The 24986-nt window shown below is 66.1% G+C and carries 21 protein-coding genes; 15 read left to right on the forward strand and 6 right to left on the reverse strand.

The features are described from left to right. The first annotated feature begins 21 nt into the window (after positions 1-21). The 4 genes from tsaD to J2R78_RS16360 all read left to right on the forward strand — a co-directional run bounded on the left by tsaD (position 22) and on the right by J2R78_RS16360 (position 3991). Positions 22-1095 carry a tRNA (adenosine(37)-N6)-threonylcarbamoyltransferase complex transferase subunit TsaD gene (gene tsaD / locus J2R78_RS16345; RefSeq protein ID WP_253609834.1) on the forward strand — a complete coding sequence of 358 codons (1074 nt, stop codon included), beginning with the start codon at positions 22-24 and terminating at the stop codon, positions 1093-1095. A 188-nt stretch (positions 1096-1283) separates the two neighbouring features. Beyond that, complete coding sequence (locus J2R78_RS16350; RefSeq protein ID WP_253605640.1) at positions 1284-2261, forward strand: NAD(P)H-dependent glycerol-3-phosphate dehydrogenase; 978 nt, start codon at positions 1284-1286, stop codon at positions 2259-2261. A gap of 117 nt (positions 2262-2378) precedes the next feature. Next, complete coding sequence (locus J2R78_RS16355; protein WP_253605642.1) at positions 2379-3491, forward strand: alpha/beta hydrolase; 1113 nt, start codon at positions 2379-2381, stop codon at positions 3489-3491. 86 nt (positions 3492-3577) lie between these two features. Beyond that, positions 3578-3991, forward strand: coding sequence for an EVE domain-containing protein (locus tag J2R78_RS16360; protein ID WP_057021328.1), 414 nt, complete (start codon positions 3578-3580; stop codon positions 3989-3991). A gap of 157 nt (positions 3992-4148) precedes the next feature. Here J2R78_RS16360 and J2R78_RS16365 read toward each other — a convergent pair whose 3' ends face one another. Continuing rightward, positions 4149-5327, reverse strand: a complete 1179-nt coding sequence (locus tag J2R78_RS16365) for a DNA topoisomerase IB (RefSeq protein WP_076835000.1) — start codon at positions 5325-5327, stop codon at positions 4149-4151. A gap of 772 nt (positions 5328-6099) precedes the next feature. On the opposite strand from J2R78_RS16365, the gene acs reads away from it, so the two are divergent. Beyond that, positions 6100-8052, forward strand: coding sequence for an acetate--CoA ligase (acs, locus tag J2R78_RS16370; RefSeq protein ID WP_253609835.1), 1953 nt, complete (start codon positions 6100-6102; stop codon positions 8050-8052). A 339-nt stretch (positions 8053-8391) separates the two neighbouring features. Continuing rightward, positions 8392-8907 (forward strand): L,D-transpeptidase, encoded by a 516-nt coding sequence (locus J2R78_RS16375; RefSeq protein WP_168858081.1) that lies wholly within the window; start codon positions 8392-8394, stop codon positions 8905-8907. Positions 8908-8987: 80 nt separating this feature from the next. On the opposite strand, the gene J2R78_RS16380 is transcribed toward J2R78_RS16375, so the two are convergent. Then, positions 8988-9584: a thermonuclease family protein gene (locus tag J2R78_RS16380; RefSeq protein WP_253605643.1), complete on the reverse strand. Its 597-nt coding sequence runs from the start codon at positions 9582-9584 to the stop codon at positions 8988-8990. 40 nt (positions 9585-9624) lie between these two features. Further along, complete coding sequence (locus tag J2R78_RS16385; protein WP_057021331.1) at positions 9625-9852, reverse strand: DUF1674 domain-containing protein; 228 nt, start codon at positions 9850-9852, stop codon at positions 9625-9627. Between the two features lie 175 nt (positions 9853-10027). On the opposite strand from J2R78_RS16385, the gene J2R78_RS16390 reads away from it, so the two are divergent. The 3 genes from J2R78_RS16390 (at position 10028) to purH (ending at position 15124) form a co-directional block, all read left to right on the forward strand. Next, positions 10028-11374, forward strand: coding sequence for an RsmB/NOP family class I SAM-dependent RNA methyltransferase (locus J2R78_RS16390; protein WP_253605645.1), 1347 nt, complete (start codon positions 10028-10030; stop codon positions 11372-11374). Positions 11375-11514: 140 nt separating this feature from the next. Continuing rightward, complete coding sequence (locus J2R78_RS16395) at positions 11515-13266, forward strand: heparinase II/III family protein (RefSeq protein ID WP_253605647.1); 1752 nt, start codon at positions 11515-11517, stop codon at positions 13264-13266. Positions 13267-13531: 265 nt separating this feature from the next. Further along, a complete protein-coding gene (purH, locus tag J2R78_RS16400) occupies positions 13532-15124 on the forward strand; it encodes a bifunctional phosphoribosylaminoimidazolecarboxamide formyltransferase/IMP cyclohydrolase (RefSeq protein ID WP_253605648.1) in 1593 nt (530 codons plus the stop codon). 227 nt (positions 15125-15351) lie between these two features. Here the strand turns inward: purH and J2R78_RS16405 are convergent, their stop codons facing one another. After that, positions 15352-16731, reverse strand: a complete 1380-nt coding sequence (locus J2R78_RS16405; RefSeq protein WP_253609836.1) for an MFS transporter — start codon at positions 16729-16731, stop codon at positions 15352-15354. Positions 16732-16857: 126 nt separating this feature from the next. On the opposite strand from J2R78_RS16405, the gene ggt reads away from it, so the two are divergent. The 3 genes from ggt to J2R78_RS16420 all read left to right on the forward strand — a co-directional run bounded on the left by ggt (position 16858) and on the right by J2R78_RS16420 (position 21210). Further along, positions 16858-18603 carry a gamma-glutamyltransferase gene (gene ggt, locus J2R78_RS16410; protein ID WP_253605649.1) on the forward strand — a complete coding sequence of 582 codons (1746 nt, stop codon included), beginning with the start codon at positions 16858-16860 and terminating at the stop codon, positions 18601-18603. Positions 18604-18924: 321 nt separating this feature from the next. Next, complete coding sequence (locus J2R78_RS16415; protein WP_057021337.1) at positions 18925-20223, forward strand: MFS transporter; 1299 nt, start codon at positions 18925-18927, stop codon at positions 20221-20223. 111 nt (positions 20224-20334) lie between these two features. Continuing rightward, complete coding sequence (locus tag J2R78_RS16420) at positions 20335-21210, forward strand: NAD(P)-dependent oxidoreductase (protein ID WP_076833615.1); 876 nt, start codon at positions 20335-20337, stop codon at positions 21208-21210. A gap of 1 nt (position 21211) precedes the next feature. On the opposite strand, the gene J2R78_RS16425 is transcribed toward J2R78_RS16420, so the two are convergent. Next, complete coding sequence (locus tag J2R78_RS16425; RefSeq protein ID WP_253605650.1) at positions 21212-21547, reverse strand: GIY-YIG nuclease family protein; 336 nt, start codon at positions 21545-21547, stop codon at positions 21212-21214. Positions 21548-21649: 102 nt separating this feature from the next. On the opposite strand from J2R78_RS16425, the gene J2R78_RS16430 reads away from it, so the two are divergent. Beyond that, the gene (locus J2R78_RS16430; RefSeq protein ID WP_253605651.1) at positions 21650-22078 is read left to right on the forward strand and encodes a DUF1330 domain-containing protein; all 429 of its coding nucleotides are present in this window, start codon (positions 21650-21652) and stop codon (positions 22076-22078) included. Between the two features lie 8 nt (positions 22079-22086). On the opposite strand, the gene J2R78_RS16435 is transcribed toward J2R78_RS16430, so the two are convergent. After that, the gene (locus J2R78_RS16435; protein ID WP_076833619.1) at positions 22087-22752 is read right to left on the reverse strand and encodes a glutathione S-transferase family protein; all 666 of its coding nucleotides are present in this window, start codon (positions 22750-22752) and stop codon (positions 22087-22089) included. A gap of 131 nt (positions 22753-22883) precedes the next feature. On the opposite strand from J2R78_RS16435, the gene J2R78_RS16440 reads away from it, so the two are divergent. Together J2R78_RS16440 and J2R78_RS16445 are read left to right on the forward strand one after the other, a co-directional pair. Next, positions 22884-23468 (forward strand): DUF2239 family protein, encoded by a 585-nt coding sequence (locus tag J2R78_RS16440; protein ID WP_057021341.1) that lies wholly within the window; start codon positions 22884-22886, stop codon positions 23466-23468. A 116-nt stretch (positions 23469-23584) separates the two neighbouring features. Next, complete coding sequence (locus tag J2R78_RS16445) at positions 23585-24934, forward strand: MATE family efflux transporter (protein WP_253605652.1); 1350 nt, start codon at positions 23585-23587, stop codon at positions 24932-24934. Positions 24935-24986: the final 52 nt, after the last annotated feature.

Consider the following 24986-nt stretch of genomic DNA (forward strand, 5'->3'; position numbering starts at 1 on the left):
AAATTGGGACACGAACCACCGATGCTGGTGCTGGGGATCGAGACCACCTGCGATGAAACCGCGGCCGCCGTGGTCGAGCGCCAGGCTGACGGGCAGGCGAAAATCCTCTCCAACGTGGTGCGCTCGCAGACCGACGAGCACGCCCGCTTCGGCGGCGTGGTGCCGGAGATCGCGGCGCGCGCCCATGTCGACCTGCTCGACGGCATCGTCGCCACCGCTATGAAGGAGGCCGGCGTCGGCTACCGACAATTATCGGCGGTCGCCGCAGCCGCCGGACCTGGCCTGATCGGCGGCGTGATCGTTGGTCTCACCACCGCGAAGGCGATCGCGATGGTGCACGATACGCCCCTGATCGCGGTGAACCATCTCGAGGCGCACGCGCTGACGCCGCGGCTGACCTGCGCGCTGGCGTTTCCCTATTGCCTGTTCCTGGCCTCGGGCGGACACACCCAGATCGTCGCCGTGGTCGGCGTCGGTGAATATGTGCGGCTCGGCACCACGGTCGACGACGCGATGGGCGAGGCGTTCGACAAGGTGGCGAAGATGCTGTCGCTGCCCTATCCCGGCGGACCGGAGGTCGAGCGCGCGGCCGCCGGCGGCGACCCGACGCGGTTTGCCTTTCCACGCCCGATGCTCGGCCGCCCCGATGCGAATTTCTCGCTGTCGGGACTGAAGACGGCGGTGCGCAATGAGGCCAGCCGGCTGGAGCCGCTGGAGCCGCAGGACGTCAGCGATCTCTGCGCGAGTTTCCAGGCCGCGGTGCTGGAATCGACCGCGGACCGGCTGAGCGTCGGCCTAAAGCTGTTTCAGGAGCGGTTCGGCACGCCGCGCGCGCTGGTCGCGGCCGGGGGCGTCGCCGCCAACCATGCGATCCGCAGCGCGCTGCAGGAGGTTGCGGCGAAGGCGCAGACCACGCTGATCATCCCGCCGCCGGCGCTCTGCACCGACAATGGCGCGATGATCGCCTGGGCCGGCGCCGAGCGGATGGCGCTTGGCCTCACCGACACGATGGAGGCGCCGCCGCGCGCGCGCTGGCTGCTCGACGCCAGCGCCAAGGCGCCGGCCGGCTACGCCAACAGCCGCGCCGGATATTGAACAATGTACGACGGAGCGCGCATCAGGCACCGTCGCACCTCGCCCCGCTTGCGGGGAGAGGTCGGATTGCGCAGCAATCCGGGTGAGGGGGTACAGGTCTCGACACTCGGCTCGCTCGCGGATAAAGCCCCTCACCCCAACCCTCTCCCCGCAAGAGCGGGGAGAGGGAGCGAAGACAGGCCCGCCTGATGCCCGCGCATATGTCCGTGAGCGTGATCGGTGCCGGCGCCTGGGGCACGGCATTGGCCGATGTCGCGGCGCGCGCCGGGCGCAAGGTGACGCTGTATGCGCGCAATGCCGAGCATGCCGCGCAGATCCAGGCGACGCGGGTCAATCCAAGGCTGGCTGGTGTCCAGCTTCATCCCGGCATCGCCGTGACGTCGGATATCGCCGCCGCGGCGCGCGCCGACATCATCCTGGCCGTGACCCCGGCGCAGCATTTACGCGCGGCGGTCGGGTATCTTGCGCCGTATCTCAGACCCGACACGCCTGTCATCGCCTGCGCCAAGGGCATCGAGCACGGCACGCATAAATTCATGACCGAGGTGATCGCGGAAGCCGCGCCGCGCGCGGTCCCCGCGATCCTGTCGGGGCCGAGCTTTGCCGACGACGTCGCGCGCGGATTGCCGACCGCCGTCACGCTGGCCACCGGGGACGAACCGCTCGCACGCGCGCTCGTCCAGGCGCTCGGCTCGGCGACCTTCCGGCCCTATCACACCACCGACGTGCGCGGCGTCGAGATCGGCGGCGCGGCCAAAAACGTGCTGGCGATCGCCGCCGGCATCGTGGTCGGCAAGAATCTCGGCGCCTCCGCGCTCGCCGCACTGACCACGCGCGGCTTCAGCGAGCTCGCAAGATTGGGCCGCGCCTGCGGCGCCCGCGCCGAAACACTCTCCGGCCTGTCGGGATTGGGCGATCTCCTGCTGAGCTGCTCGACCGCGCAATCGCGCAATTTCGCACTCGGCCTCGCGCTCGGTCGCGGCGAAGCCGCGCCGATCGGCAAGCTCGCCGAAGGCGCGTTCACCGCGCCGGTGCTGTGCGAGCTCGCCGCTGCGCAAAAGGTCGACATGCCGGTGTCAAACGCGGTCGCCGCGATCCTGGGCGACCGGCTGACCATTGACGCGGCGATCGAAGGCCTGCTGACGCGGCCGTTCAAGGCGGAGTAACGCACGTCACGGTCGCGCGTGGCGAAGCTTCACGATCCGTGCGCGGCATACTAGCGTGGCGGCGAACCGTCGGATCCCGGTCCAACAAATCGAAAAACGGATCCCAAGGGAAAACCCATGCGTCAACCGCATCGCGCCATCCTTTCGATCAGCCTCGCCGTCGCCCTCACCGCCTCATCCGCCATAGCCCACGCCCAAACGGCCGCCACCTACGACGACCTTGCCAAGAGCGAGGCCGCCGCCAATGCGGACAACGGCAAGCGGGTCGCGCCGCTCAAATCGATCGGCAACCCAACCGCCGACGTGTCTGCCGAGATGCAGGCAATGATCGGCGCGCCCTATCCGCCGCATTTCAATGCCGACCCCAAAACCCCGGCGGAATGGAAGGAGTTGATCGATCGCCGCGCCAAGCTTCTGATCGCGGGTATTCCGGCGCTGAAGGCGAAGCTCGGCGTCAAGGTCGAGGAAACCAGGCTTGCCGGCGTGCACTGCTACATCGTCACCCCGAACAAGATCGCGCTCGAGAACAGGCGACGCCTGCTGATCCACGTCCATGGCGGGGGTTACGTGTTCGGCCCCGGCGAAGCCGCGTTGCCGGAAGCCATCATGATGGCGGGCTTTGGCGGCTTCAAGGTCCTCTCGGTCGACTACCGGATGCCGCCGGACTTCCCCTATCCGGCCGCGATGGACGACGCGACGGCGGTCTGGAAGGAAGTTCTGAAATCGCACGAACACCGCCGGCTGGCGATCTTCGGCACCTCGACGGGCGGGGCGATGACGCTTGCGATGGTGTTGCGGGCGAAGGATGAGAAGCTGCCGCTGCCCGCCGCCATCGCGCCGGGCACGCCATGGTCCGATATCGACAAGATCGGCGACAGCTACGCGAGCAATGAGTGGGTCGACAATGTGCTGGTGACCTGGGACGGCTGGCTCGGCCGCGCCGCCAGGCTTTATGCAAACGGCACCAGCCTGAAGAATCCCTACATTTCGCCGATCTATGGTGACTTCAAGGGTTTCCCGCCGACCATCCTGACATCGGGCACGCGCGATCTGTTCCTCAGCAACACGGTTCGCACGCATCGCAAATTGCGCCGCGCCGGCGTGATCGCCGATCTCAATGTCTATGAGGGACAGTCGCACGCCCAGTACCAGTTCAACGTCGACGCGCCCGAGACGAAGGAGGCGTTCACCGACATCGCCAAGTTCTTCGATCGATATTTGAAGCAGTAGGTGCCGCGCCGGGATCAGATGGCCGTGCTTGTCGCGGGCATCCACGTCGCTATAGATTGCAGCGCAATCGAACGGGGTGAGTTGCGATGAATTACTGGCTGGTGAAATCCGAACCGTCGGTCTGGTCGTGGGACCATCAGGTCGCCAAGGGCGCGAAGGGCGAAGCCTGGACCGGCGTGCGCAACTTCACGGCACGGCAGAATCTCGTCAACATGAAGAAGGGCGACAAGGCGTTCTTCTATCATTCCAACGAGGGCAAGGAGATCGTCGGCATCGCCGAGATCATCAAGGAAGCCTATCCCGACCCGACCGACAAGACCGGCAAGTTCGTCTGCGTCGACATCAAGGCCGACAAGCCGCTGAAGACGCCGGTGACGATGGCCGCGATCAAGGCGGACAAGAAGCTCGCCGACATGGCGCTGGTCAAATATTCGCGGCTTTCGGTGCAGCCGGTGACCGCGGAGGAGTGGAAATACGTCTGCAAGATGGGCGGGCTGTGATGTCTCGTCCAACTCTACTATCGTCCCGGCGAAGGCCGGGACCCATTACCCCAAATGTCGATTGCTGAAACGAGCTGGGGCCACAGCGAATTCTAATCACAGGCGGCTGTGGTTATGGGTCCCGGCTTTCGCCGGGACGACGATAGGGGACGCGGACCTACGCCCCGGCCGCCATCACCACCTGCGCCAGCAATTGCTCGCGCTTGGACTGGGTGCGGTAGCCTCCCATCGTCGCGGCGAAGCGCTCGAGGATGCCGTCCTCGAAGGCTGTGACGATGGTGTCGTGGACATAGCTCTTGCGGCAGATCGCCGGCGTGTTGGACAGCTGGTCGGCGGCGGCACGGATCGCATCCAGCACCTGGCGCTTGCGGCCGCGCTGGCTGGTGGCCGGCGTGATCCGGGACAGCGATTCCACGACGACGGCCGACGCCATCAGGGTGCGGAAATCCTTCAGCGAGATCTTGATGCCGGCGATCTCGCGCAGGAACGCGTTCACCGCCGTGGTCGAGGCGGCCCGTACCACGCCGGAGCGGTCGTAATACTGAAACATGCGCTTGCCCGGGACGCCGCGCAGGATGCCGATCGCACGCACCAGCTTGGCCGCATCGCATTCCTTGCGCACGGCCTTGCCGCCCTTGGCCTTGAAGGTCAGCACCAGGGAATCGTCCTCCAGCGTGACGTTGGACTTCAAGAGCGTGGTGGCGCCACGGGTGCCGTTGAGGCGCGCATAGGATTCGTTGCCGGGCCGGATCGCGGTGCGCGCGATCAGCTCGATCACCGCCGACAGCGCGAACTCGCGCGTCGGCTCGTCGCCGGACAGAAACGCCGAGACCTTGCGCCGGATCTTCGGCAGCGCGGCCACCAGCTTAGCGAGGCGATGCGCCTTGCGCTGCTCGCGGACCTTCTCCCAGTCGGCGTGATAACGATATTGCAGCCGGCCCGCGGCATCGCGGCCGACCGCCTGCAGATGCGAGCTCGGATCGCTGGAATAGCGCACCTGGCGATAGGCCGGCGGGACCGCCATCGCGTGCAGCCGGCGGATGGTGCGCGCATCGCGGACCCGCGAGCCATTGGCACGGACGAATGAATAGGTCTTGCCGCGCTTGATGCGGCGGATGGTCAATTCGTTCTGGTCGCCGAGCCGCAGGCCCAGATCGCGCGCCAGTTCTTCAACCGTCGTTCTAATGGCAGCGGGCGCGTCGAGCTTGAGTTTTGCCGGCGGCTGCAGCCTGGCCCGCGGCGGCTTGGACGGCCACTGGCCCAGTGCCTTTGCCAAGGCGACAGCGGGATCGGCGGAAACGGGCCGCACAGCCGCGATATTCTGCTGATCCATCATTACTCTCGCAAGACGCCTTGTTCCGCTGTTCTCCCGGTAATGCCGTTGCTTCGGGCTTCGTTCCGGTGGGCCGCCTGGCCTCGGAAACGCGATTTAGGGCGTCGGGGCCGACATTGCGAGTCGCGAATCAGTTATTGACTGTATTAAATTACCCTTCATGGGTGCCATTCGCCCGCTAACGTTGATTTTGGGCTGCCCGGGATCGGACAAAATGACGCGAGCGCGGTGCCGGAAACCGGCGTTTGAACGCCCGGAGGTCCACCGCGGTCCCCCAGATCAGGTCAGCGACCTTGCCCTTTCGCGCGCCGCTCTCGCCGGGGCGCGGCTCGAGCTCGGCAGCCACGGGACGGTCCAACCGCTGGCCGCAATCAAGGATTATGCGGTCACGAACGTGTTGACGCAGCTCATCGCGGCGGCGTCCGACAATTCGTTCAATTGTGCCTGAAGCCGTCCATCAAATTCAGCGTCAGCGCATCGTCATCGCACGCGGCACTGCTGCGGTGGTGGCGAACGGCGCAGAGGACCACACCACTACGACCAAGAGACCAGTGACCCCGAGCAAGCGATGGCGCATAGGTTTCTCTCGTCGATGCGTTGCGGTAAGCCGTCCTATCACAAGCGGAAGCCGGCGGACTATCCGGCGGCTTTAACGCGACGAAAGTGACAGTCCTTTTTCCTTGCCGGGCCGGAATGCGGCAACGCATAATCGCGGCAATGATCAAGACGGCTTGCCGTCGCGTCGTGCGCGATCGGCAATGAGTGGAGGAAAATGATGTCCGAGAAGATCTATGACGTGTCGGCCGACTGGGCCAAGCGCGCCTATATCGATGACGCCAAATATCGCGAGATGTATGCGCACTCGGTCAAGGACCCGAACGGCTTCTGGGCCGAGCACGGCAAGCGGATCGACTGGATCAAGCCCTTCACCAAGGTCGAGAACGTCTCCTTCGCACCGGGCAACATCTCGATCAAATGGTTCGAGGATGGCGTGCTGAACGTCGCCTGGAACTGCATCGACCGCCATCTCGACAAGCGCGGCGACCAGACCGCGATCATCTGGGAGGGCGACGATCCCTCCGAATCCAAGCACATCACCTACCGCCAGCTGCACGACGAAGTCTGCAAGATGGCCAACATCCTGCGCACGCGGAACGTCAAGAAGGGCGATCGCGTCACGATCTATCTGCCGATGATTCCGGAAGCGGCCTACGCCATGCTGGCCTGCGCGCGGATCGGCGCCATCCATTCGGTGGTGTTCGGCGGTTTCTCGCCGGACAGCCTCGCGCAGCGCATCAAGGACTGCGACTCGAAGGTGGTGATCACCGCCGACGAGGGCCTGCGCGGCGGCAGGAAAGTGCCGCTGAAGGCCAATGTCGATGCCGCCATCGCCAAGACCGGCGGCGTCGATTGGGTCGTGGTGGTGAAGCGCACCGGCGGCAAGATCGACATGAACCCGACGCGCGACCTCTGGTATCACGAGGCCGCTGCCATGGTGACGACGGAATGCCCGGCCGAGCATATGCACGCCGAGGACCCGCTGTTCATCCTCTACACCTCGGGCTCGACCGGAACGCCGAAGGGCGTGCTGCACACCTCGGCCGGCTACCTCGTGTTCGCGTCGATGACGCATCAATACGTGTTCGATTATCACGACGGCGACATCTATTGGTGCACCGCCGACGTCGGCTGGGTCACCGGCCACAGCTACATTCTCTACGGGCCGCTCGCCAACGGCGCGACCACGCTGATGTTCGAGGGCGTGCCGAACTATCCGGACAATTCGCGCTTCTGGAACGTGGTCGACAAGCACAAGGTCAACATCTTCTACACCGCACCGACCGCGATCCGCGCGCTGATGCAGGGCGGCGACGAGCCGGTGAAGAAGACCTCGCGCAAATCGCTGCGCCTGCTCGGCTCGGTCGGCGAGCCGATCAATCCGGAAGCCTGGGAGTGGTATTACCGCGTGGTCGGCGACGACCGCTGCCCGATCGTCGACACCTGGTGGCAGACCGAGACCGGCGGCATCCTGATCACGCCGCTGCCCGGCGCGACGAAGCTGAAACCCGGTTCGGCGACACGGCCGTTCTTCGGCGTGGTGCCGGAGATCGTCGATGCCGACGGCAAGACGCTGGACGGCGAGACCTCGGGCAATCTCTGCCTGACCAGGTCATGGCCGGGCCAGATGCGCACGGTCTATGGCGACCATGCGCGGTTCGAGCAGACCTATTTCTCGACCTACAAGAACAAGTATTTCACCGGCGACGGCTGCCGGCGCGATGCCGACGGCTATTACTGGATCACCGGCCGCGTCGACGACGTCATCAACGTCTCCGGCCACCGCATGGGCACCGCCGAGGTCGAGAGCTCGCTGGTCGCGCATGAGGCGGTGTCGGAAGCCGCTGTCGTCGGCTACCCGCACGACATCAAGGGCCAGGGCATCTACGCCTATGTCACGCTGATGAAGGGCACCGAGCCGACCGAGGCGCTGCGCAAGGAGCTGGTTGCCTGGGTCCGCAAGGACATCGGCCCGATCGCCTCGCCGGACCTGATCCAGTTCGCGCCCGGCCTGCCCAAGACCCGCTCCGGCAAGATCATGCGCCGCATCCTGCGCAAGATCGCCGAGGACGAGTCGTCGAGCCTCGGCGACACCTCGACCTTGGCCGATCCGGCGGTGGTCGACGACCTCGTGCAGAACCGTCAGAACAAGAAGGGCGCGCCAGCGTAAGGCCAGCAGCAGCAAGGATCAGAAGACCAAAGAAGGGCCGCGCGCGATCACCGCCGCGGCCCTTCCCCGTTTGCTGCAACGGGCGCTTCACGGGATTGTCATAGGCAAGGCATGATTGAGGCGCGTTTGTGGCCAAGTGTTGTTTCCAGGTCATTTACTTTAATCCGAACTTTTCATTCTCTCCCGCCATCAGGACGTGTCTCGCGGCCGGTGTGAAACCACCCGGTTAACACACGCAGTTAATGTTGCATGCGTGAGACCGGCAGGCCCGGTTTTTCAAGGGCTCTGCATCTTCGTTTTTGGCTTCCTTGCGGGAGCTGTTGGGAAGTGGAGAGGTTGATGTCGAGGAAGTTTGCGGTGGCGCTGGCTGCCACCCTTGGTGCGGTTGCTTTGATGTCGCAGGCGGCCGAAGCCCGGCCGGAAATGGTGGGAATACACGCCGACAACTATGAGCCAGGCACCATCGTCGTGAAGACCAACGAACGGCGGCTCTACCTCATTCTCGATTCCGGCCACGCGATGCGTTACCCGGTCGGTGTCGGCAAGTCCGGCAAGCAGTGGGCCGGCACCACGAAGATCGACGGCAAATATCGCAACCCGGCCTGGTCGCCGCCCGCCGAGGTCAAGCGCGACAAGCCCAGCATCCCGAACGTAATCGCCGGCGGCTCGCCGCATAACCCGATGGGCGTCGCTGCGATGACGCTGGCCGGCGGTGAATATGCGATCCACGGCACCAACGTGCCGGGCTCGGTCGGCGGCTTCGTCTCCTACGGCTGCATCCGCATGCTCAACACCGACATCACCGACCTCTATTCGCGCGTCGAGATCGGCACGACGGTCGTCGTCACCCGCTGATCAGGTAGAACGCTTCGCCGATCGAAAAGCCGCGCAACTGCGTGGCTTTTTGTTTGCCCAGTCCGGTTTGACACTGTCGCCTAGCGCGCAAAAAATCCGCACCAGCCGAACCGGTGGCCGCCGTTGTAGGCACGCGCATGGCCGGCGGCGAGCAGCGCGGCCGAGACATTATCGGTCTTCCTGGTCGCGACGTCGGCGACGACACGTCCCTGATATTTGTCGGGACCGACATTGTAGATCGCGACGTCGCCCTGGCCGAGCAGGTCGCGCAGCGCCACCGTCGCCGCTTGCGCCATTTGCAGTTCGCGCGCACAGGACGCCTTCAGCTCCGGCGCATCGATGCCGCGCAGCCGGACTCGCGTGTAAAGATCCGGGCCCGGCGAGAAATGCACCCGCGCCTCGAATGTATCGCCGTCGATCGTCCTGATCACATCAACGTTGTGCCTGATGTCGGGCGCGCCGGCCCGCTGCCAGATCACGTCGGTGTCGCGCGACCTGCCGAGCGACCAATGCGGCGGCAGATGCACCCATTGTCGGATCGGCAGCGTGCTGCCGACGGCAATGCCGAGCACGAACACCCATGGCAGCGCCGCCGAGACGCGGCGGCCCCAAGGTGATCTTCGGAAGGGCGGACGTCCCGTCCCACGATAAGCATTTATTCTTTCGTATGGGGACATTTTCCCAGACTGGCGCGAGTCGAGCCGTCAGGCAAGGCTCTCAGAAGTCCGAGGCGATGCCCTTGGTCTCCCAATCGCCGTAACGCGTCGGTTCCGGCCCCTTCGGACCCTGGAACTCCTTCGGCCGCGCCGCCGCGTTCTGCGCGGCCGCCTCCTCGGCAGCCCTGCGCCGCGCCGCGGCCTCGGCGAGCGCGCGTTGCGCGGCTGGCGTCAGCGGCTTGCGCGGCGCGGCCTCCAGCGGCGATGACAACGGCGATTTATCAGACATGGCAAAACTTTCTGCCTGCGGATTCCGTATCTCTGTACTGGCTCAGTGACGACATCACGATCACGAAATCCCGCAAGGCGATTCTTACATTTGGCATATTCGCATGCCAGAGGTGGTATGGAGTTGATGGGCATGAGCCGAATGTAACTCAGCACCTTCGAGATATCTCCGCTTCATGCCTCCTTCAAGATTTGCAGTACCTGCCGAAGTCCCCGGTCTCGCGGCTCGCCGCATCGCGGCCGACATCCTCGATGGCGTGCTGCACAAGCACCGCACGCTCGACGACCAGCTCGACGGCGCCGGCGCGCATCCCGGCCTGAAATCGCTCGCCGATCGCGACCGTGCGCTGATGCGCCGGCTGGTGTCGACCATCTTGCGCAAGCTCGGCACGCTCGGCCATCTGCTGTCGCGCCTGCTCGATCGCGGCATCCCGACCGATGCGCCGCGCGCGCAGAGCGCGCTCCTGATCGGCGCGGCACAGATTCTCTGGATGGACGTGCCCGACCATGCCGCGGTCGATCTCTCGGTGCGGCTGGTGCAGTCCGACCGGCGCGCCGCGAAATATGCCGGGCTCGTCAACGCCGTGCTGCGCCGCTGCGCGCGCGAGGGCCAGGGCCTGATCGACGAGATCAGCATGCAGACCCTGGACCTGCCGCCATGGATGCTGGCGCGCTGGAACGCGCACTACGGCGAAGCTACCGCGCGCGACATGGCGCTTGCGCTCGGCCACGAGCCGTCGCTCGATCTGACGGTGAAGTCGGACGCGGCGCAATGGGCGGCCCGCCTGCACGGCGAGACGCTGCCGACGGGAACCGTGCGCACGCTGCTGCAGGGTTCCGTCACGATGCTGCCCGGCTTTGCCGAAGGCCAGTGGTGGGTGCAGGACGCTGCCGCCGCGCTGCCGGTGCGGCTGTTCGGCGACATCAAGGACAAGGCGGTCGCGGATCTCTGCGCCGCGCCCGGCGGCAAGACCGCCCAGCTCGCGCTGGCCGGCGCGCACGTCACCGCAGTCGACCGCTCGCCGGCGCGTGTGGCGCGGCTGCGCGACAATCTCACGCGTCTGGCCTTGCAGGCCGAGACCATCGTTGCCGACGCCGCCGAATGGCCCGCCGAGGCCGCAAGCTTCGACGGTATCCTGGTCGATGCGCCCTGCAGCTCGACGGGAACCATCCGCCGCCACCCCGACGTCGCCTGGCTGCGGCAGGAAGGCGACATCGCCGCGCTGTCGGCGCTGCAGAAGCGGCTGCTGCAAAAAGCCGCCAATCTGCTGAAGCCCGGCGGCACGCTGGTCTACTGCACCTGCTCGCTGGAGCCGGAGGAAGGCGAGCACGCGATCGCCGCGCTGCTGGCGAGCGAATCAGGCCTGCGCCGTGCGCCGGTCGAGACAAGCGAGGTCGCCGGCCTCGACGACATCATCACCGCCGACGGCGATCTGCGCACTTTGCCGAGCCATTTGCCCAATGCCGACCCGCGGCTCGGCGGGCTGGATGGATTTTACGCGGCCCGGCTGGTTAAATCCTGATTTTAAACTTCAGTCCTCTAAGCTCGAAGTGATTCGTGCGGTATCAAGAGGGTGCCTGGGCAGGTGTCTTGGCAGTGTCTTGGCCGCGTTTCCGGATTAAATAAGGATTCGTTGAAAATTCCCTCCCCGCAAGGTTAGGCGTGTCGGTCGCTCAAAGCAGACGCATCTCGACGCTGATTGCTGGCCGCTTTGCCCGCAGCATGCTCGCACGCGCCAGCGGGAGCACGATTGCGCTGTCGCGGCTCTGGCCCGGCCGCACCGACCGGCTGGTCATCGCCCCGCACGATCTGCGGACCGCCGACGCCACCCGCGCGGCCGAGATCTATGCCGGACGATTCGTCTTCGCCGGCAAGATCGTCACCTGCCACGGCCGCTCGATCTTCGATCTCGAACCACCGTCGGAGGATTGGGAAGCCGCCCTGCTCGGCTTCGGCTGGCTGCGCCACCTGCGCGCCGCCGACACCGCGCTGACCCGCGCCAACGCCCGCTCGCTGGTCGACGACTGGATCTCCAACCAGGCCCGCAAGCGGCCGCTGGAGCGCCGCGCCGATGTGCGCGCGCGGCGGGTGATCTCGCTGCTGTCGCAGGCACCGCTGGTGCTCGGCGACACCGACGGAAAATTCTACCGCAAATATCTGCGCGGGCTGGCGCGCGAGATCCGCTATCTGCGCCACGCGACGCTCGACAATGACGGCGTTCCGCGCCTGCAGGTCTTGATCGCGCTGTGCTACGCCTCGCTCTGTCTCGCCAACCAGGCGCGCAACATCAAATCGGCGACGCGCAAGCTGTCCGACGAATTGCAGCGCCAGATCCTGCCCGATGGCGGCCACATCTCGCGCAATCCCGGCGCGCTGGTCGAGCTGCTTAGCGATCTCCTGCCGCTGCGGCAGACCTTTGCCGCACGGAATATCGCGCCGCCGCCGGCGCTGCTCAACGCCATCGACCGCATGATGCCGATGCTGCGCTTCTTCCGGCACGGCGACGGCAGCTTCGCGCTGTTCAACGGCATGAGCACCGCGCCGTCCGATCTCGTCGCGACGCTGCTCGCCTATGACGACACCCGCGGCGTGCCGATGGCGAGCATGCCGCACACCGGCTTTCAGCGGCTCGATGCCGGCAACACCGCCTTGATCATCGATACCGGCCCGCCGCCGCCGGCAAGCGTCAGCCAGGACGCGCATGCCGGCTGCCTGTCGTTCGAGCTGTCCTCCGGCGTGAGCCGCATCGTCGTCAATTGCGGCATGCCGAGCACCGGCCGCGACAATTGGCGGCCGTTCGCGCGCTCCACCGCGGCGCATTCGACGCTGACCTATCGCGATACCTCGTCATGCCAGTTCGTCGAGCTGTCGGCGATGAAGCGGCTGCTCCGCGGCGCGCCCATCACCAGCGGCCCGAGCAACGTCGAGAGCTACCGCGAAGCCGTTCCCGACGGCGACGTGCTTACCGCCTCGCATGACGGCTATCTCTCGCGCTTCGGCGTGATCCACCGCCGCGTGCTGATGGTCTCCCAGGACGGCACGCGGCTGGAGGGCGAAGATTCGCTGTCGCCGGCGCCGGGCGGCCGCATCAAGGGCAGCGAGGCCGATTTCGCGCTGCGCTTCCATTTGCATCCCTCGGTGAAGGCGAGCCGGCTGTCGGATGCCCGCGGCGTGATGCTGGTGCTGCCCAACCGCGACGTCTGGACCTTCGAGGCGATGGACGACAAGGTCGATCTCGAGGACAGCGTGTTCCTGGCCGGCAATGACGGCCCGCGCCGGACCTCCCAGATCGTGATCCGGCAGGACGCGAGGCAGGCCGGCACCATCCGCTGGAGCTTCGTGCGCTCCTCGACCTCGGCCTCCGCCACCAACGCACGCCGCAACGCACGCCGCGAGCCGGAACTGCCGCTGTAGGCGGCGGAACGTGCGTTCCGCATGCAGGCCGTGCCAGACCCGTCATCCTGAGGTGCGAGCCTCTTCGGCGAGCCTCGAAGGATCGACGGCCACCAGCCGGGCCGTGCATCCTTCGAGGCTCGCTCCGCTCGCACCTCAGGATGACGGGGAGACAGGATTTCAACCCAATCCATCCGGAATTTCAGGGGAATCGACCTCGGAGACCGGTTTCGTACGGCACAAAACCATGCTACCCGGCTGCCTTAACAGCCAGGGATTTTCCGATATGACCGAGCAGCTTCGCCGCGTGACCCGCGCTCTGTTGTCCGTTTCCGACAAGACCGGACTGATCGATTTCGCCAAGGCGCTGGCCGACCATGGCGTCGAGCTGGTCTCGACCGGCGGCACCGCCAAGGCGATCGCGGCGGCCGGGCTGAAGGTCAAGGACGTCTCCGAGCTCACCGGTTTTCCGGAGATGATGGATGGCCGGGTCAAGACGCTGCACCCGAAGGTGCATGGCGGCCTGCTCGCGATCCGCGACAACAAGGAACACGCCGCGGCGATGGCCTCGCACGGCATCGCGCCGATCGACCTTCTGGTCGTCAACCTCTATCCGTTCGAGGCCACCGTCGACAAAGGCGCCGGCTTCGAGGAGTGCATCGAGAACATCGACATCGGCGGTCCCGCGATGATCCGCGCCGCGGCCAAGAACCATGACGACGTCGCCGTGGTGGTCGAGGCGAACGATTATCAGGCTGTGCTCGACGAGCTCGCCGCGCACAAGGGCGCGACCTCGCTTCAGTTGCGCCGCCGGCTCGCCGCCAAGGCCTATGCGCGCACGGCGGCCTATGACGCCGCGATCTCGAACTGGTTTGCCGTGCAGCTCGACACCAAGGCGCCGGATTTCCGCGCCTTCGGCGGCAAGCTGATCCAGTCGCTGCGCTATGGCGAGAACCCGCACCAGACCGCGGCGTTCTATGCCACGCCGGAGAAGCGGCCGGGCGTTGCGACCGCACGCCAGCTGCAAGGCAAGGAACTGTCCTACAACAACATCAACGACACCGACGCGGCCTATGAATGCGTCGGCGAGTTCGACCCGCAACGCACCGCGGCCTGCGTCATCGTCAAGCATGCCAATCCCTGCGGCGTTGCCGAGGGTCCCGATCTCGCCACCGCCTATGCCCGCGCGCTCGCCTGCGATTCCACCTCGGCCTATGGCGGCATCATCGCGGTCAATCGCACGCTCGATGCGGACGCCGCGCGCGCCATCATCGGCATCTTCACCGAGGTGATCATCGCGCCCGACGCGACCGAGGAGGCGATCTCGATCATCGCCGGCCGGCGCAATCTGCGCCTGCTGCTCGCCGGCGGCCTGCCGAACGCGCGCGCGGTCGGCCTCACCGCCAAGACCGTCGCCGGCGGCCTCTTGGTGCAGAGCCGCGACAATGCCGTGGTCGAGGACATGAACCTGAAGGTCGCGACCAAGCGCGCGCCGACCGACGCCGAGCTGCGCGATCTCAAATTCGCCTTCCGCGTCGCCAAGCACGTCAAGTCGAACACCATCATCTACGCCAAGGACCTCGCCACCGTCGGCATCGGCGCCGGCCAGATGAGCCGGGTCGATTCCGCGCGCATCGCCGCGCGCAAGGCACTGGACGCGGCGGCCGAGCTGAAGCTCGCCGAGCCCCTGACCAAGGGTTCGGTGGTCGCCTCCGACGCCTTCTTCCCGTTCGCCGACGGCATGCTCGCCTGCATCGAGGCCGGCGCCACCGCGGTGATCCAGCCCGGCGGCTCGATGCGCGACGACGAGGTGATCAAGGCCGCCGACGAGCACGGCATCGCTATGGTGTTCACCGGCGTGCGGCATTTCCGGCATTGAGTACGACCTGTAGCCCGGATGGAGCGTAGCGAAATCCGGGGCGGTTTCTCCGCGGACCAAAGACCCCGGATTGCGCTTCGCTCCATCCGGGCTACAAACCTGTCGTCCCTGCGAAAGCAGGGACCCATAACCACCCATGTTGCTTGGTGAGGGACAACTAGCCCCAGCGCGCCTTCGATGGATCACGCGGTATGGGTCCCGGCCTGCGCCGGGACGACGGCGGTAGTTTACTCCCGGACCTTCGCCAGTAGCGCCAGTCCCGCCACGAAGAACGCCACCAGCACCGCCATGCCGGCCTTTTGGCTCGCGGTCGCCGCGGTGATCGCGCCGATCAGGAGCGGGCCGATGAACGACGTCACCTTGCCGGTGAGCGCGAACAAGCCGAAATACTGCGCAATGCGATCCTTCGGCGCGAGGCGGATCAGGAGCGAGCGCGAGGCGGCCTGCAGTGGCGCACCGGTGGCGCCGATCAGGCAGCCCAGCACGATGTAGGCGCGCTCGGCGGCGCCCGCGAACAACGCACCGCCAGGCACCGGCGGCGCGACCTGGATGAACAGGACGGAATCCTTGTTCACGGTGAGGATCACGACGATCGCAAACAGCAGGATCAGCAAGCTGGCGGTGATCACGCGCTTCGGTCCGAATGCATCATCGAGCTTGCCACCGATCCAGCCGCCGAACGTGCCGGCCACCGCGAGGATGATGCCGAAGGTACCGATCCGGATCGTGTCCCAGCCGAACGTGCCGGCGGCATAGATGCCGCCGAACGCAAACAGCGAGACCAGCCCGTCGGTGTAGATCATGTTCGCCAGCAGGAAGCGCGCCAGTGACTTCTGCTTCGGCAGGCTCGACAACGATTGCCTGAGCTCGCGCAGGCCTTCGCCGAGCGCCGCGCGCATCGGGCGCTTCGCCGGATAGTCCGGCGTGAACAGGAACATCGGCGTCACGAAGATGATGAACCAAAGCCCGGTCAGCGGCCCGGTGATGCGGTCGCCTTCATGCATGGCGGGATCGAGACCGAACAGCGGCGTGAAGCCGAACAGCGTCTTGCCGGTCTCGGCATTGGCGGCAAGGAAGCCGAGCACGAGAACAAGACTCAGGATGCCCCCGACATAGCCGGTGGCCCAGCCGGTGCCTGACAGTCGCCCGATCCGGTCCGGCGGCACCAGGGTCGGCATCATCGCATTGTTGAACACGGTCGCGAACTCGACGCCGACGCTCGCAATCGCATAGGCGAGCAGCAGCGCCGGGATGATGTCGGGATTGCCGGGCTTGCCGATCCACATCGCGCTGGCGCCGATCACGAGCAGCGCGCCGAAGCCCGCGATCCACGGCTTGCGCCGGCCGCTGGCATCGGCGATCGCACCTAGCACCGGGGACAGCAGCGCGATCGCAAGTCCGGCCGCCGCGGTGGCAAAGCCCCACAGCGCCTGGCCGCTCGCGGCATCAGGCGCGACGAAGCTCGCGAAATAAGGCGCGAACACAAAGGTCGTGATCAGCGTGAAATATGGCTGCGCAGCCCAATCGAAGAAGGTCCAGCTGATGACGGCGGCGCGGCCAGGATAAACCTTGGTGGTGGCCTTCGCGTCACCGGCGCCCGTCTGCATTGTTGCCGTCATCGCGAAAGATATTCCCCAACTCGAACCACAGGCAGGCTTTTGCCGCTCCAATCCGCTCCCATATAGCATGGGCCGGTTTGACTGATACGGCGATGAACAGGGCAGGACATTTCGATGGCGCTGACGGCAACGATGTCGCGACGGCTGTTTGCCGCTCTCCTGGTGATTGGTATCGCGACGCCTGCCCTCGGCCAGGTCCAGCGCCGCTTCTATGAACCTTCGGCCGCGGACACGATTCGCAGCATTCACGCCGAAAACGGCATGGTGGTGGCGCAGGAGAAGCTGGCTGCGCAAGTTGGCGCCGACATCCTGCGACAGGGCGGCAACGCGGTCGACGCCGCGGTCGCCACCGGCTTCGCGATGGCGGTGACCTATCCGCGCGCCGGCAATATCGGCGGCGGCGGTTTCATGGTGATCCATCTCGCCGGGCGCAATGAGGATGTCGCGATCGACTATCGCGAGACTGCGCCGCAGGCCGCTACCCGCGACATGTTCCTGAACGCCGACGGCAAGCCCGATTCCGACAAGTCGCGCAACTCCGCGCTCGCGATCGGCGTGCCCGGTACGGTCGCGGGTCTCGCGCTCGCACTGGAGAAATACGGCTCCGGCAAGTTCACGCTGGCGCAGATCCTCAAGCCCGCGATCGATCTCGCGCGTGACGGATTCATCGTCACCGACGACACATCGGACACGCTGAACGACATGTATCGCCGCATGTCGCGCTGGCCGAATTCGGCCAAAACATTCTCGCACGCCGACGGCACGCCGCTGCGCGAGGGCGACCGCCTGATCCAGGGCGATCTCGCTGGCGTACTGACCGCGATAGCCGAACAAGGCCCGCGCGGCTTCTATCAAGGCGCCGTCGCCGAGAAGCTCGTCGGCGGCATCAAGAACGCCGGCGGCATCTTCACCCTCGAGGATCTGAAATCCTACCAACCGGTGATCCGCACGCCGATCCGCGGCAGCTATCGCGGCTACGACATCGTCTCGATGCCGCAGCCCTCCTCCGGCGGCGTCGTGCTGCTGGAGATCCTCAACATCCTCGAAGGCTTTCCGATGTCCGACATGAAGCAGGGCTCGGCCGCCTCGCTGCATGTGATGATCGAGGCGATGAAGCGGGCCTATGCCGATCGCGCGCGCTATCTCGGCGATCCCGCCTTCGTCGACGCGCCGACGCAATTGCTGATCGACAAGGACTATGCGGCCAAACAGCGCGCGACCATCGATCTTGCCCGCGCCACGCCCTGGACCGATGTGCGCAACGCCAAGCAACCGCACGAGGGCGACAACACCACGCATTATTCGGTCGTCGACGCCGGCGGCAACGCCGTCAGCAACACCTACACGCTGAACTTCCCCTACGGCGTCGGCCTCGTCGCCGACGGCACCGGCGTGCTGCTCAACAACGAGCTCGACGATTTCACCGCAGCGCCCGGCGCCTCCAACGCCTTCGGCCTGGTCGGCTTCGAGGCCAATCTGCCGGGACCCGGCAAGCGTCCGCTGTCGTCGATGTCGCCGACCATCGTGCTGAAGGACGGCAAGCCGGTGCTGGTGACGGGCTCGCCCGGCGGCAGCCGCATCATCTCCGCCGTGACGCAGATCATCGTCGACGTGATCGACTACAAGATGGACATCGCGGCCGCGGTCGCCGCGCCCCGCATGCACCATCAATGGCTGCCCGACGAAGTCCGGATCGAGCGCGGTTTTCCCGACGCGGTGCTGGGCGATCTGCGCGCCAAGGGCCACAAACTGGTCGAGCCGCTCGGCTACTCCTCCGCGAACTCGATCCTCGTCACGACCAGCGGTCTGCTCGGCGCGCCGGATCCGCGCACGCGCGGCTCGGAGGCCGCGGGATACTAGAACGTGATGGGATCCGGTTGAGCTGGAGCGGCGGTGCAGGCTCACCTCTCCCTTGGGAGCGGTCGGTGCATAGCGCCGGGTGAGGGGTTCCGCTCTCTCGTTGGAGCTGCAGTCCCTCACCCGATTTGTTGCGCAAATCACCTCTCCCCGCCGGGGAGCGGTGAGCGTGCGCGGGGCCAATTCGATTCAATCTTCATCTCGTTCTAAGAGCCTTGCAAACGCGGCTTTGCCCCGCCTGCAACATCGCGATAGATTGGCGGTCCGCGTACCTCCGGCCGCGGATCGCAAACAGCCGGTGAAAGATTTCTCCGGGGAACGCGCATGAGCACGGCCGAATCCAAGTCAATGGAAGTCGCAGAGATCGAGGACACCAGCCTCCTCGCCTTCTATCGCGACATGAACCTGCAGGAGCGGCGCACGTTCTGGGCCTGCGCGTCGGGCTGGACGCTCGACGGCATGGATTTCATGATCTATCCGCTGGTGATCGGCACCATCATCACGCTCTGGAAAGTTGACCCCGGCACCGCCGGCCTCGCGGGCACCGTGACGCTGCTGGCCTCGGCCGTCGGCGGCTGGCTCGGCGGCTATCTGTCCGACCGGATCGGCCGGGTGAAGACGCTGCAGCTCACCATCATCTGGTTCTCGTTCTTCTCGCTGGTCTGCGCATTGGTGCAGAATTTCGATCAGCTCTTGATCGCCCGCGCGCTGCTCGGGCTCGGCTTCGGCGGTGAATGGGCCGCCGGCGCGGTGCTGATCGGCGAGGCGATCCGGCCGCAGTATCGCGGACGTGCGGTCGGCTCGGTGCAGTCGGGCTGGGCGGTCGGCTGGGGCCTTGCGGTGCTGGCGCAGGCGATCCTGTTCTCGGTGCTGCCGGCGGAGAACGCCTGGCGCTGGATGTTCGTGATCGGCGCACTGCCGGCGCTGCTCGTGTTCTACCTGCGCCGCTACGTCACCGAGCCGGAAATCTCCGCCGCGACCATGGCGCAGGCGCAGGCCTCCGGCAGCGGCCCCGCCGCGTTGTGGGAGATCTTCCACGGACCGATCCTGAAGACCACGCTGCTGGCCTCCCTGGTCGGCACCGGCATGCAGGGCGGCTATTACGCCATCACCTTCTGGGTACCGCGCTTCCTCACCACCGAGCGCAAGCTCTCGGTGGTCGGCTCGACCGGCTATCTCGCGACGCTGATCATCGGCTCCTTCATCGGGTATCTCGTCGGCGCCTGGCTCGCCGACCGGATCGGCCGGCGCAACCTGTTCCTGATCTTCTCGATCGGCGCGATCGCAGTGGTGCTGCTCTACACCCAGCTGCCGCTGTCCAACGAGGTGCTGTGGGTGCTGGGCTTCCCGCTCGGCTTCTTTGCCTCGGGCTATTTCTCCGGCATGGGCGCGTTCCTGACCGAACTGTATCCGACCCGGCTGCGTGGCTCCGGCCAGGGCTTCTGCTACAATTTCGGCCGCGGCATCGGCGCGCTGTTCCCGTTCCTGGTCGGCGCGCTGTCGACCACGACCACGCTCGCCAACGCGATCGCGATCTTCGCGGTGGCGGCCTACGGCGTGTTCTTCATTGCCGCCTACGCGCTGCCGGAAACCCGCGGCCGCGTGCTGCATGCGGATGGGTAGGCGGAAAAATACTCCTCACCCCAACCTCGAGAGCGAGCTTCGCTCGCCTCGGGCTCCCACAAGGGGAGAGGGAGCCTGACAATGGTGCGTCCCTAACTGGAGGCCATTCTCATGACATCGCTCAAGGGCAAGACGCTGTTCATCTCGGGCGCGAGCCGCGGCATCGGGCTGGCGATCGCGCTGCGCGCCGCGCGTGACGGCGCCAATGTCGCGATCGCGGCGAAGACCGCCGAGCCGCACCCGAAGCTGAAGGGCACGATCTACACCGCCGCCGACGAGGTCCGCGCCGCCGGCGGCAAGGCGCTGCCGGTGCTCTGCGACATCAGGGACGAGGCGCAGGTGATGGCGGCGATCGAGCAGACCGTCGCCGAGTTCGGCGGCATCGACGTCTGCGTCAACAATGCCAGCGCCATCAGCCTGACCAATTCGCAGGCGACCGACATGAAGCGGTTCGACCTGATGATGGGGATTAACACCCGCGGCACCTTCATGGTGTCGAAATACTGCATCCCGCACCTGAAGAAGGCGGAGAATCCGCACATCCTGATGCTGTCGCCGCCGCTCGACATGAAGACGAAATGGTTCGAGCACTCGACCGCCTACACGATGGCGAAGTTCGGCATGAGCATGTGCGTGCTCGGGCTCGCGGGCGAATTGAAATCGGCCGGCATTGCCGTCAACGCGCTGTGGCCGCGCACCACGATCGCGACCGCCGCGGTCGGCAACCTGCTCGGCGGCGACGCCATGATGCGCGCAAGCCGCACGCCCGAAATCATGGGCGATGCGGCCTACGCGATCATCACCCGGCCGTCGCGCGAATTCACCGGGCATTTCTGCATCGACGACAAGGTGCTCTATGCCAATGGCGTCCGCGACTTCGAGCGCTACCGCGTCGATCCCTCGGTGCCGCTGATGTCGGACTTCTTCGTGCCCGACGACGACGTGCCGCCGCCCGGCGTCACCGTGCAGCCGCTGCCGTCACACTAGGCTACACCGCGAACGCATTCAGCTCCGCGCGCCAATGCTGCACGCGCTCCTTCAGCAGCGTGTCGCGCACATAGGCGAGCTCCTCGTCCTCGATCCGCTCCAGCGTTTCGAGCGAGAGATTGTCCGCGCCATGCCCCCACCAGGCGCGCTGCAGCTCGGCGTTGCGATGACTGCCCATCCGCAGCGTGAACCAGATGCGGTTCTCGATCTTGTCGAGGTCGAGCGCCTGCCCGACCCAGACCTCGCCGGTCGCGCGGCAACGGATCGCGAACACGCCGGCGACGCTCGCGCGCTTCTTGTAGTCGGCGATGGCTTGCTTGCGGTCCTCGGTCTTCATGGTGACTCCTGTCGTTCCGTCGGGCTATTTATATCCGGGTATTATTGACAAAGAAATTATGCCCGGGTAAAAAGTGCCATCAACCTTCGATGGGGCACCGACATGGACACCGCCGCCTGCTATCTCGAGCCGACCTGGAACGCCGGGCGCGACTTTGCCCAGCGCGAGATCGCGGGCGAGCTGGTGATGCTCAATTTGTTGCGCTTCCGCGCGATCGCCGACTATTCGCAAAGCCCGGAGCTCGCCCCGCCGCAGCCGATCACGGGGGCGGAGGCCTACGACTGCTATGTCGCGCACACGCTGCCGCATCTGCGGAAGAGCGGCGGCGATATCCTGTTCATGGGTGAAGGCGGCCCGTTCCTGATCGGGCCGGAGGGCGAGCGCTGGGATCGCGCGATGCTGATCCGGCAGAAGAGCCGTGGCGCGTTCCTCGCCTTCGCGGTGGCGGAGGCCTACCTCGCAGGCATCGGACATCGCACCGCGGCGCTGGCGGATTCGCGGCTGCTGCCGCTGGTCGAGCTGCCGCGATGAGCGCGAATTTACCGGCCGACCTGGTACGGCCCGCCCTTCTCCAGCGCCCGCGCATAGGCCGGGCGGGCGTGAATGCGCTCCAGGAACGCGACACACTTGGGATGGCCGTCCTCGAGCCCGCCGCGCGCCGCGGCGGCCTCGAGCGGAAAGCTCATCTGGATGTCGGCGCCGGAAAACTCGCTGCCGGCGAACCATTCGCTCTTGCCGAGTTCGCCTTCCCAATAGGCCATGTGCTGCTTGAGCTGCGGATTGACCAGCGTGGACAGCGCCGTGTTGGACACCTTGCGCACCAAGGGCCGCAGCAGCGCCGGCGCGCGCTTCGGCATCAGCGTGAACAGGAGCTTCAGCAGCAGCGGCGTCATCGCCGAACCCTCGGCGTAGTGCAGCCAATAGGTGTAGCGCAGCCGCTCCGGCGTATCGGCCGGCGGGATGAGGCGCCCGTTGCCGTAGGTCGCGATGATGTATTCGAGGATCGCGCCGGATTCCGCGATCGTGTGGCCGTTGTCGGTGACGACGGGCGACTTGCCGAGCGGATGGATCGCGCGCAGCTCCTTCGGCGCCCGCATGTCGGGCTGCCGCTGGTAGCGCACGATCTCGTAGGGCACACCCAATTCCTCGAGCAGCCACAGTACGCGCTGCGAGCGGGAATTGTTGAGGTGATGAACCGTCAGCATGGGCATCCTCTGAAAGATCAGCGCAATCGGGCGACGTTTGGTGCCAGCGGGAAACCAGAAAGTCGAGATCCACGCGCCGCGATTGCCAAGAATTATCCGGGCAGTATGTCGCGCAATCTGAGAGGTCTACCATGAATCCTGCCTATGTCGCGTTCGAAGGCGAGCACCGCATCGGGGCCGGCGACCTCCCGGAGGTTGCGCGCGCCGCCAAGCAACACCTCGACCAGCGCAAGGACGCCGCGATCCTGGTGTTCAACGGCCGCACCTCGGCGCTGGTCGATATCGATTTCCGCGGCTCGGTCGACGATGTGCTGGCGCGGCTGCCGCAGCCCGCACCTGCGCGCGACGAGGAGCCGACGCCGACCGCGCCGCGCGGCCCGGGACGTCCGAAGCTTGGCGTCGTCGCGCGCGAGATCACGCTGTTGCCACGGCATTGGGACTGGCTCGCGCAGCAGAAGGGCGGCGCGTCGGTTGCGATCCGCAAGCTGGTCGACGAGGCGCGCCGCGCGAGCGGCGACAAGGATCGCACGCGCAGCGCGCAGGACGCCGCCTATCGCTTCATGACTGTCATGGCCGGCAACCGGCCGAACTATGAAGATGCGATCCGCGCGCTGTTCGCCCACGACCGGCGCCGCTTTGCAACGCTGATCGCCGACTGGCCGGCCGACATCCGCGATCACGCGATCCGGCTCGCCTATAGCGATCAAGCGGACTGACCGGTTTTCGAGTGACATGGATGGCGGCCCGGCCTGCCGGCGATTCGGTTCTGATCGAACTGAACCCAGCCCCGGTCCGCCGCCGTCCCTGACGTCGCAATTTTTGGAAGTTGAACGTGTCCAACCCTCGCTCCCTGCGCAAAGCCTTCCTCGCCTTCCTCGCGCCGATGCTGCTCAGCAACGTGCTGCAGTCGCTGTTCGGCACCATCAACGGCGTCTATCTCGGCCAGATGATCGGCGTCGACGCGCTCGCGGCGGTCTCGGTGTTCTTTCCGGTGATGTTCTTCTTCATTTCCTTCGTGATCGGCCTGAGCGCCGGTGCCTCGGTCATGATCGGCCAGGCCTGGGGCGCCGGAGAGCCCGACCGGGTGAAGGCGGTTGCCGGGACCACCATGACCGTGACGCTGCTGCTCGCGCTGGCGATCGCGATATCAGGCGGCCTGTTCGCCCGCCCGCTCTTGATCGCGCTCGCGACGCCATCCGACGTCCTCGACGCCGCGGCGGCTTATGCGCGGATCATGATGATCACGATGCCCATCACCTTCGCATTCCTGCTGCTGACGGCGATGATGCGCGGCGTCGGCGACACCGTGACGCCGCTGGTTGCGCTGACGGTCTCGACCATCGTCGGCCTGGTGGTGACGCCGGCGCTGATCCGCGGCTGGCTTGGCCTGCCGATGCTCGGCGTCGCCAGCGCTGCCATCGCCTCCGCGGTCTCGGGCGTCGTCACGCTGCTGTGGCTGCATGTCCATATGCTGCGGCACCGCCATGCGCTGGCCTTCGACGCCGCGTTTCTGCGCGCGATGCGGCCGAACGGCGCGCTGCTGCGCATCGTGCTGCGGCTCGGCATTCCGACCGCGATCGGCATGGTGGTGGTCTCGCTCGCCGAACTGGTGCTGCTCGGCCTCGTCAACGGCTTCGGCTCGGACGCCACCGCGGCCTATGGCGCGGTCAACCAGGTGATCGGCTATGTGCAGTTTCCGGCGATCTCGATCGCGATATCGGTGTCGATCTTCGGCGCGCAGGCGATCGGCCGCGGCGATTCCGCCCGGGTCGGCGCCATCGTCCGGACCGGGATCGAGATGAATCTCGCGCTGACCGGCGGGCTGGTCGTGCTCGGCTATCTCTTCGCGCGGCCGCTGATGGGCTTCTTCATCGTCGACAATGCCGTGCTCGGGCTGGCGCAGCAGCTGTTGTACATCGTGCTGTGGAGCATGGTGCTGTTCGGCATGGCGACGGTGTTTTCGGGCGCGATGCGCGCCGGCGGCACGGTGTGGATGCCGCTGTTGCTTTCGACGCTGGCGATCGCGGTGGTCGAGGTGCCGGTCGCGATCCTGCTCAGCCGCACCATCGGCGTCAGCGGCATCTGGATCGCCTATCCCGTCACTTTTGCAACCATGTTCGTGCTGCAGATGGCCTATTACGCCCTGGTATGGCGCAAGCAGACCATCAAGCGGCTGATTTGACATCGCGCGCCGCGGCTCACATGATGACTATCATATTCTACTGATGGCGCCT

It is taken from the genome of Bradyrhizobium sp. USDA 4538, assembly GCF_024171045.1.
Taxonomy (GTDB): Bacteria; Pseudomonadota; Alphaproteobacteria; order Rhizobiales; family Xanthobacteraceae; genus Bradyrhizobium; species Bradyrhizobium australafricanum.

Excerpts from the sequence above, each read along its gene's own strand:
- J2R78_RS16375 (WP_168858081.1), top strand. The coding sequence starts at position 8,392 with ATGTCGAGGAAGTTTGCGGTGGCGCTGGCTGCCACCCTTGGTGCGGTT.
- J2R78_RS16435 (WP_076833619.1), bottom strand. The coding sequence starts at position 22,752 with ATGCTGACGGTTCATCACCTCAACAATTCCCGCTCGCAGCGCGTACTG.
- purH (WP_253605648.1), top strand. The coding sequence starts at position 13,532 with ATGACCGAGCAGCTTCGCCGCGTGACCCGCGCTCTGTTGTCCGTTTCC.
- J2R78_RS16365 (WP_076835000.1), bottom strand. The coding sequence starts at position 5,327 with ATGATGGATCAGCAGAATATCGCGGCTGTGCGGCCCGTTTCCGCCGAT.
- J2R78_RS16355 (WP_253605642.1), top strand. The coding sequence starts at position 2,379 with ATGCGTCAACCGCATCGCGCCATCCTTTCGATCAGCCTCGCCGTCGCC.
- J2R78_RS16350 (WP_253605640.1), top strand. The coding sequence starts at position 1,284 with ATGCCCGCGCATATGTCCGTGAGCGTGATCGGTGCCGGCGCCTGGGGC.
- J2R78_RS16425 (WP_253605650.1), bottom strand. The coding sequence starts at position 21,547 with ATGAAGACCGAGGACCGCAAGCAAGCCATCGCCGACTACAAGAAGCGC.
- acs (WP_253609835.1), top strand. The coding sequence starts at position 6,100 with ATGTCCGAGAAGATCTATGACGTGTCGGCCGACTGGGCCAAGCGCGCC.
- J2R78_RS16440 (WP_057021341.1), top strand. The coding sequence starts at position 22,884 with ATGAATCCTGCCTATGTCGCGTTCGAAGGCGAGCACCGCATCGGGGCC.
- J2R78_RS16430 (WP_253605651.1), top strand. The coding sequence starts at position 21,650 with ATGGACACCGCCGCCTGCTATCTCGAGCCGACCTGGAACGCCGGGCGC.
- tsaD (WP_253609834.1), top strand. The coding sequence starts at position 22 with ATGCTGGTGCTGGGGATCGAGACCACCTGCGATGAAACCGCGGCCGCC.
- J2R78_RS16415 (WP_057021337.1), top strand. The coding sequence starts at position 18,925 with ATGAGCACGGCCGAATCCAAGTCAATGGAAGTCGCAGAGATCGAGGAC.
- J2R78_RS16420 (WP_076833615.1), top strand. The coding sequence starts at position 20,335 with ATGACATCGCTCAAGGGCAAGACGCTGTTCATCTCGGGCGCGAGCCGC.
- J2R78_RS16380 (WP_253605643.1), bottom strand. The coding sequence starts at position 9,584 with ATGTCCCCATACGAAAGAATAAATGCTTATCGTGGGACGGGACGTCCG.
- J2R78_RS16360 (WP_057021328.1), top strand. The coding sequence starts at position 3,578 with ATGAATTACTGGCTGGTGAAATCCGAACCGTCGGTCTGGTCGTGGGAC.
- ggt (WP_253605649.1), top strand. The coding sequence starts at position 16,858 with ATGGCGCTGACGGCAACGATGTCGCGACGGCTGTTTGCCGCTCTCCTG.
- J2R78_RS16390 (WP_253605645.1), top strand. The coding sequence starts at position 10,028 with ATGCCTCCTTCAAGATTTGCAGTACCTGCCGAAGTCCCCGGTCTCGCG.
- J2R78_RS16385 (WP_057021331.1), bottom strand. The coding sequence starts at position 9,852 with ATGTCTGATAAATCGCCGTTGTCATCGCCGCTGGAGGCCGCGCCGCGC.
- J2R78_RS16405 (WP_253609836.1), bottom strand. The coding sequence starts at position 16,731 with ATGCAGACGGGCGCCGGTGACGCGAAGGCCACCACCAAGGTTTATCCT.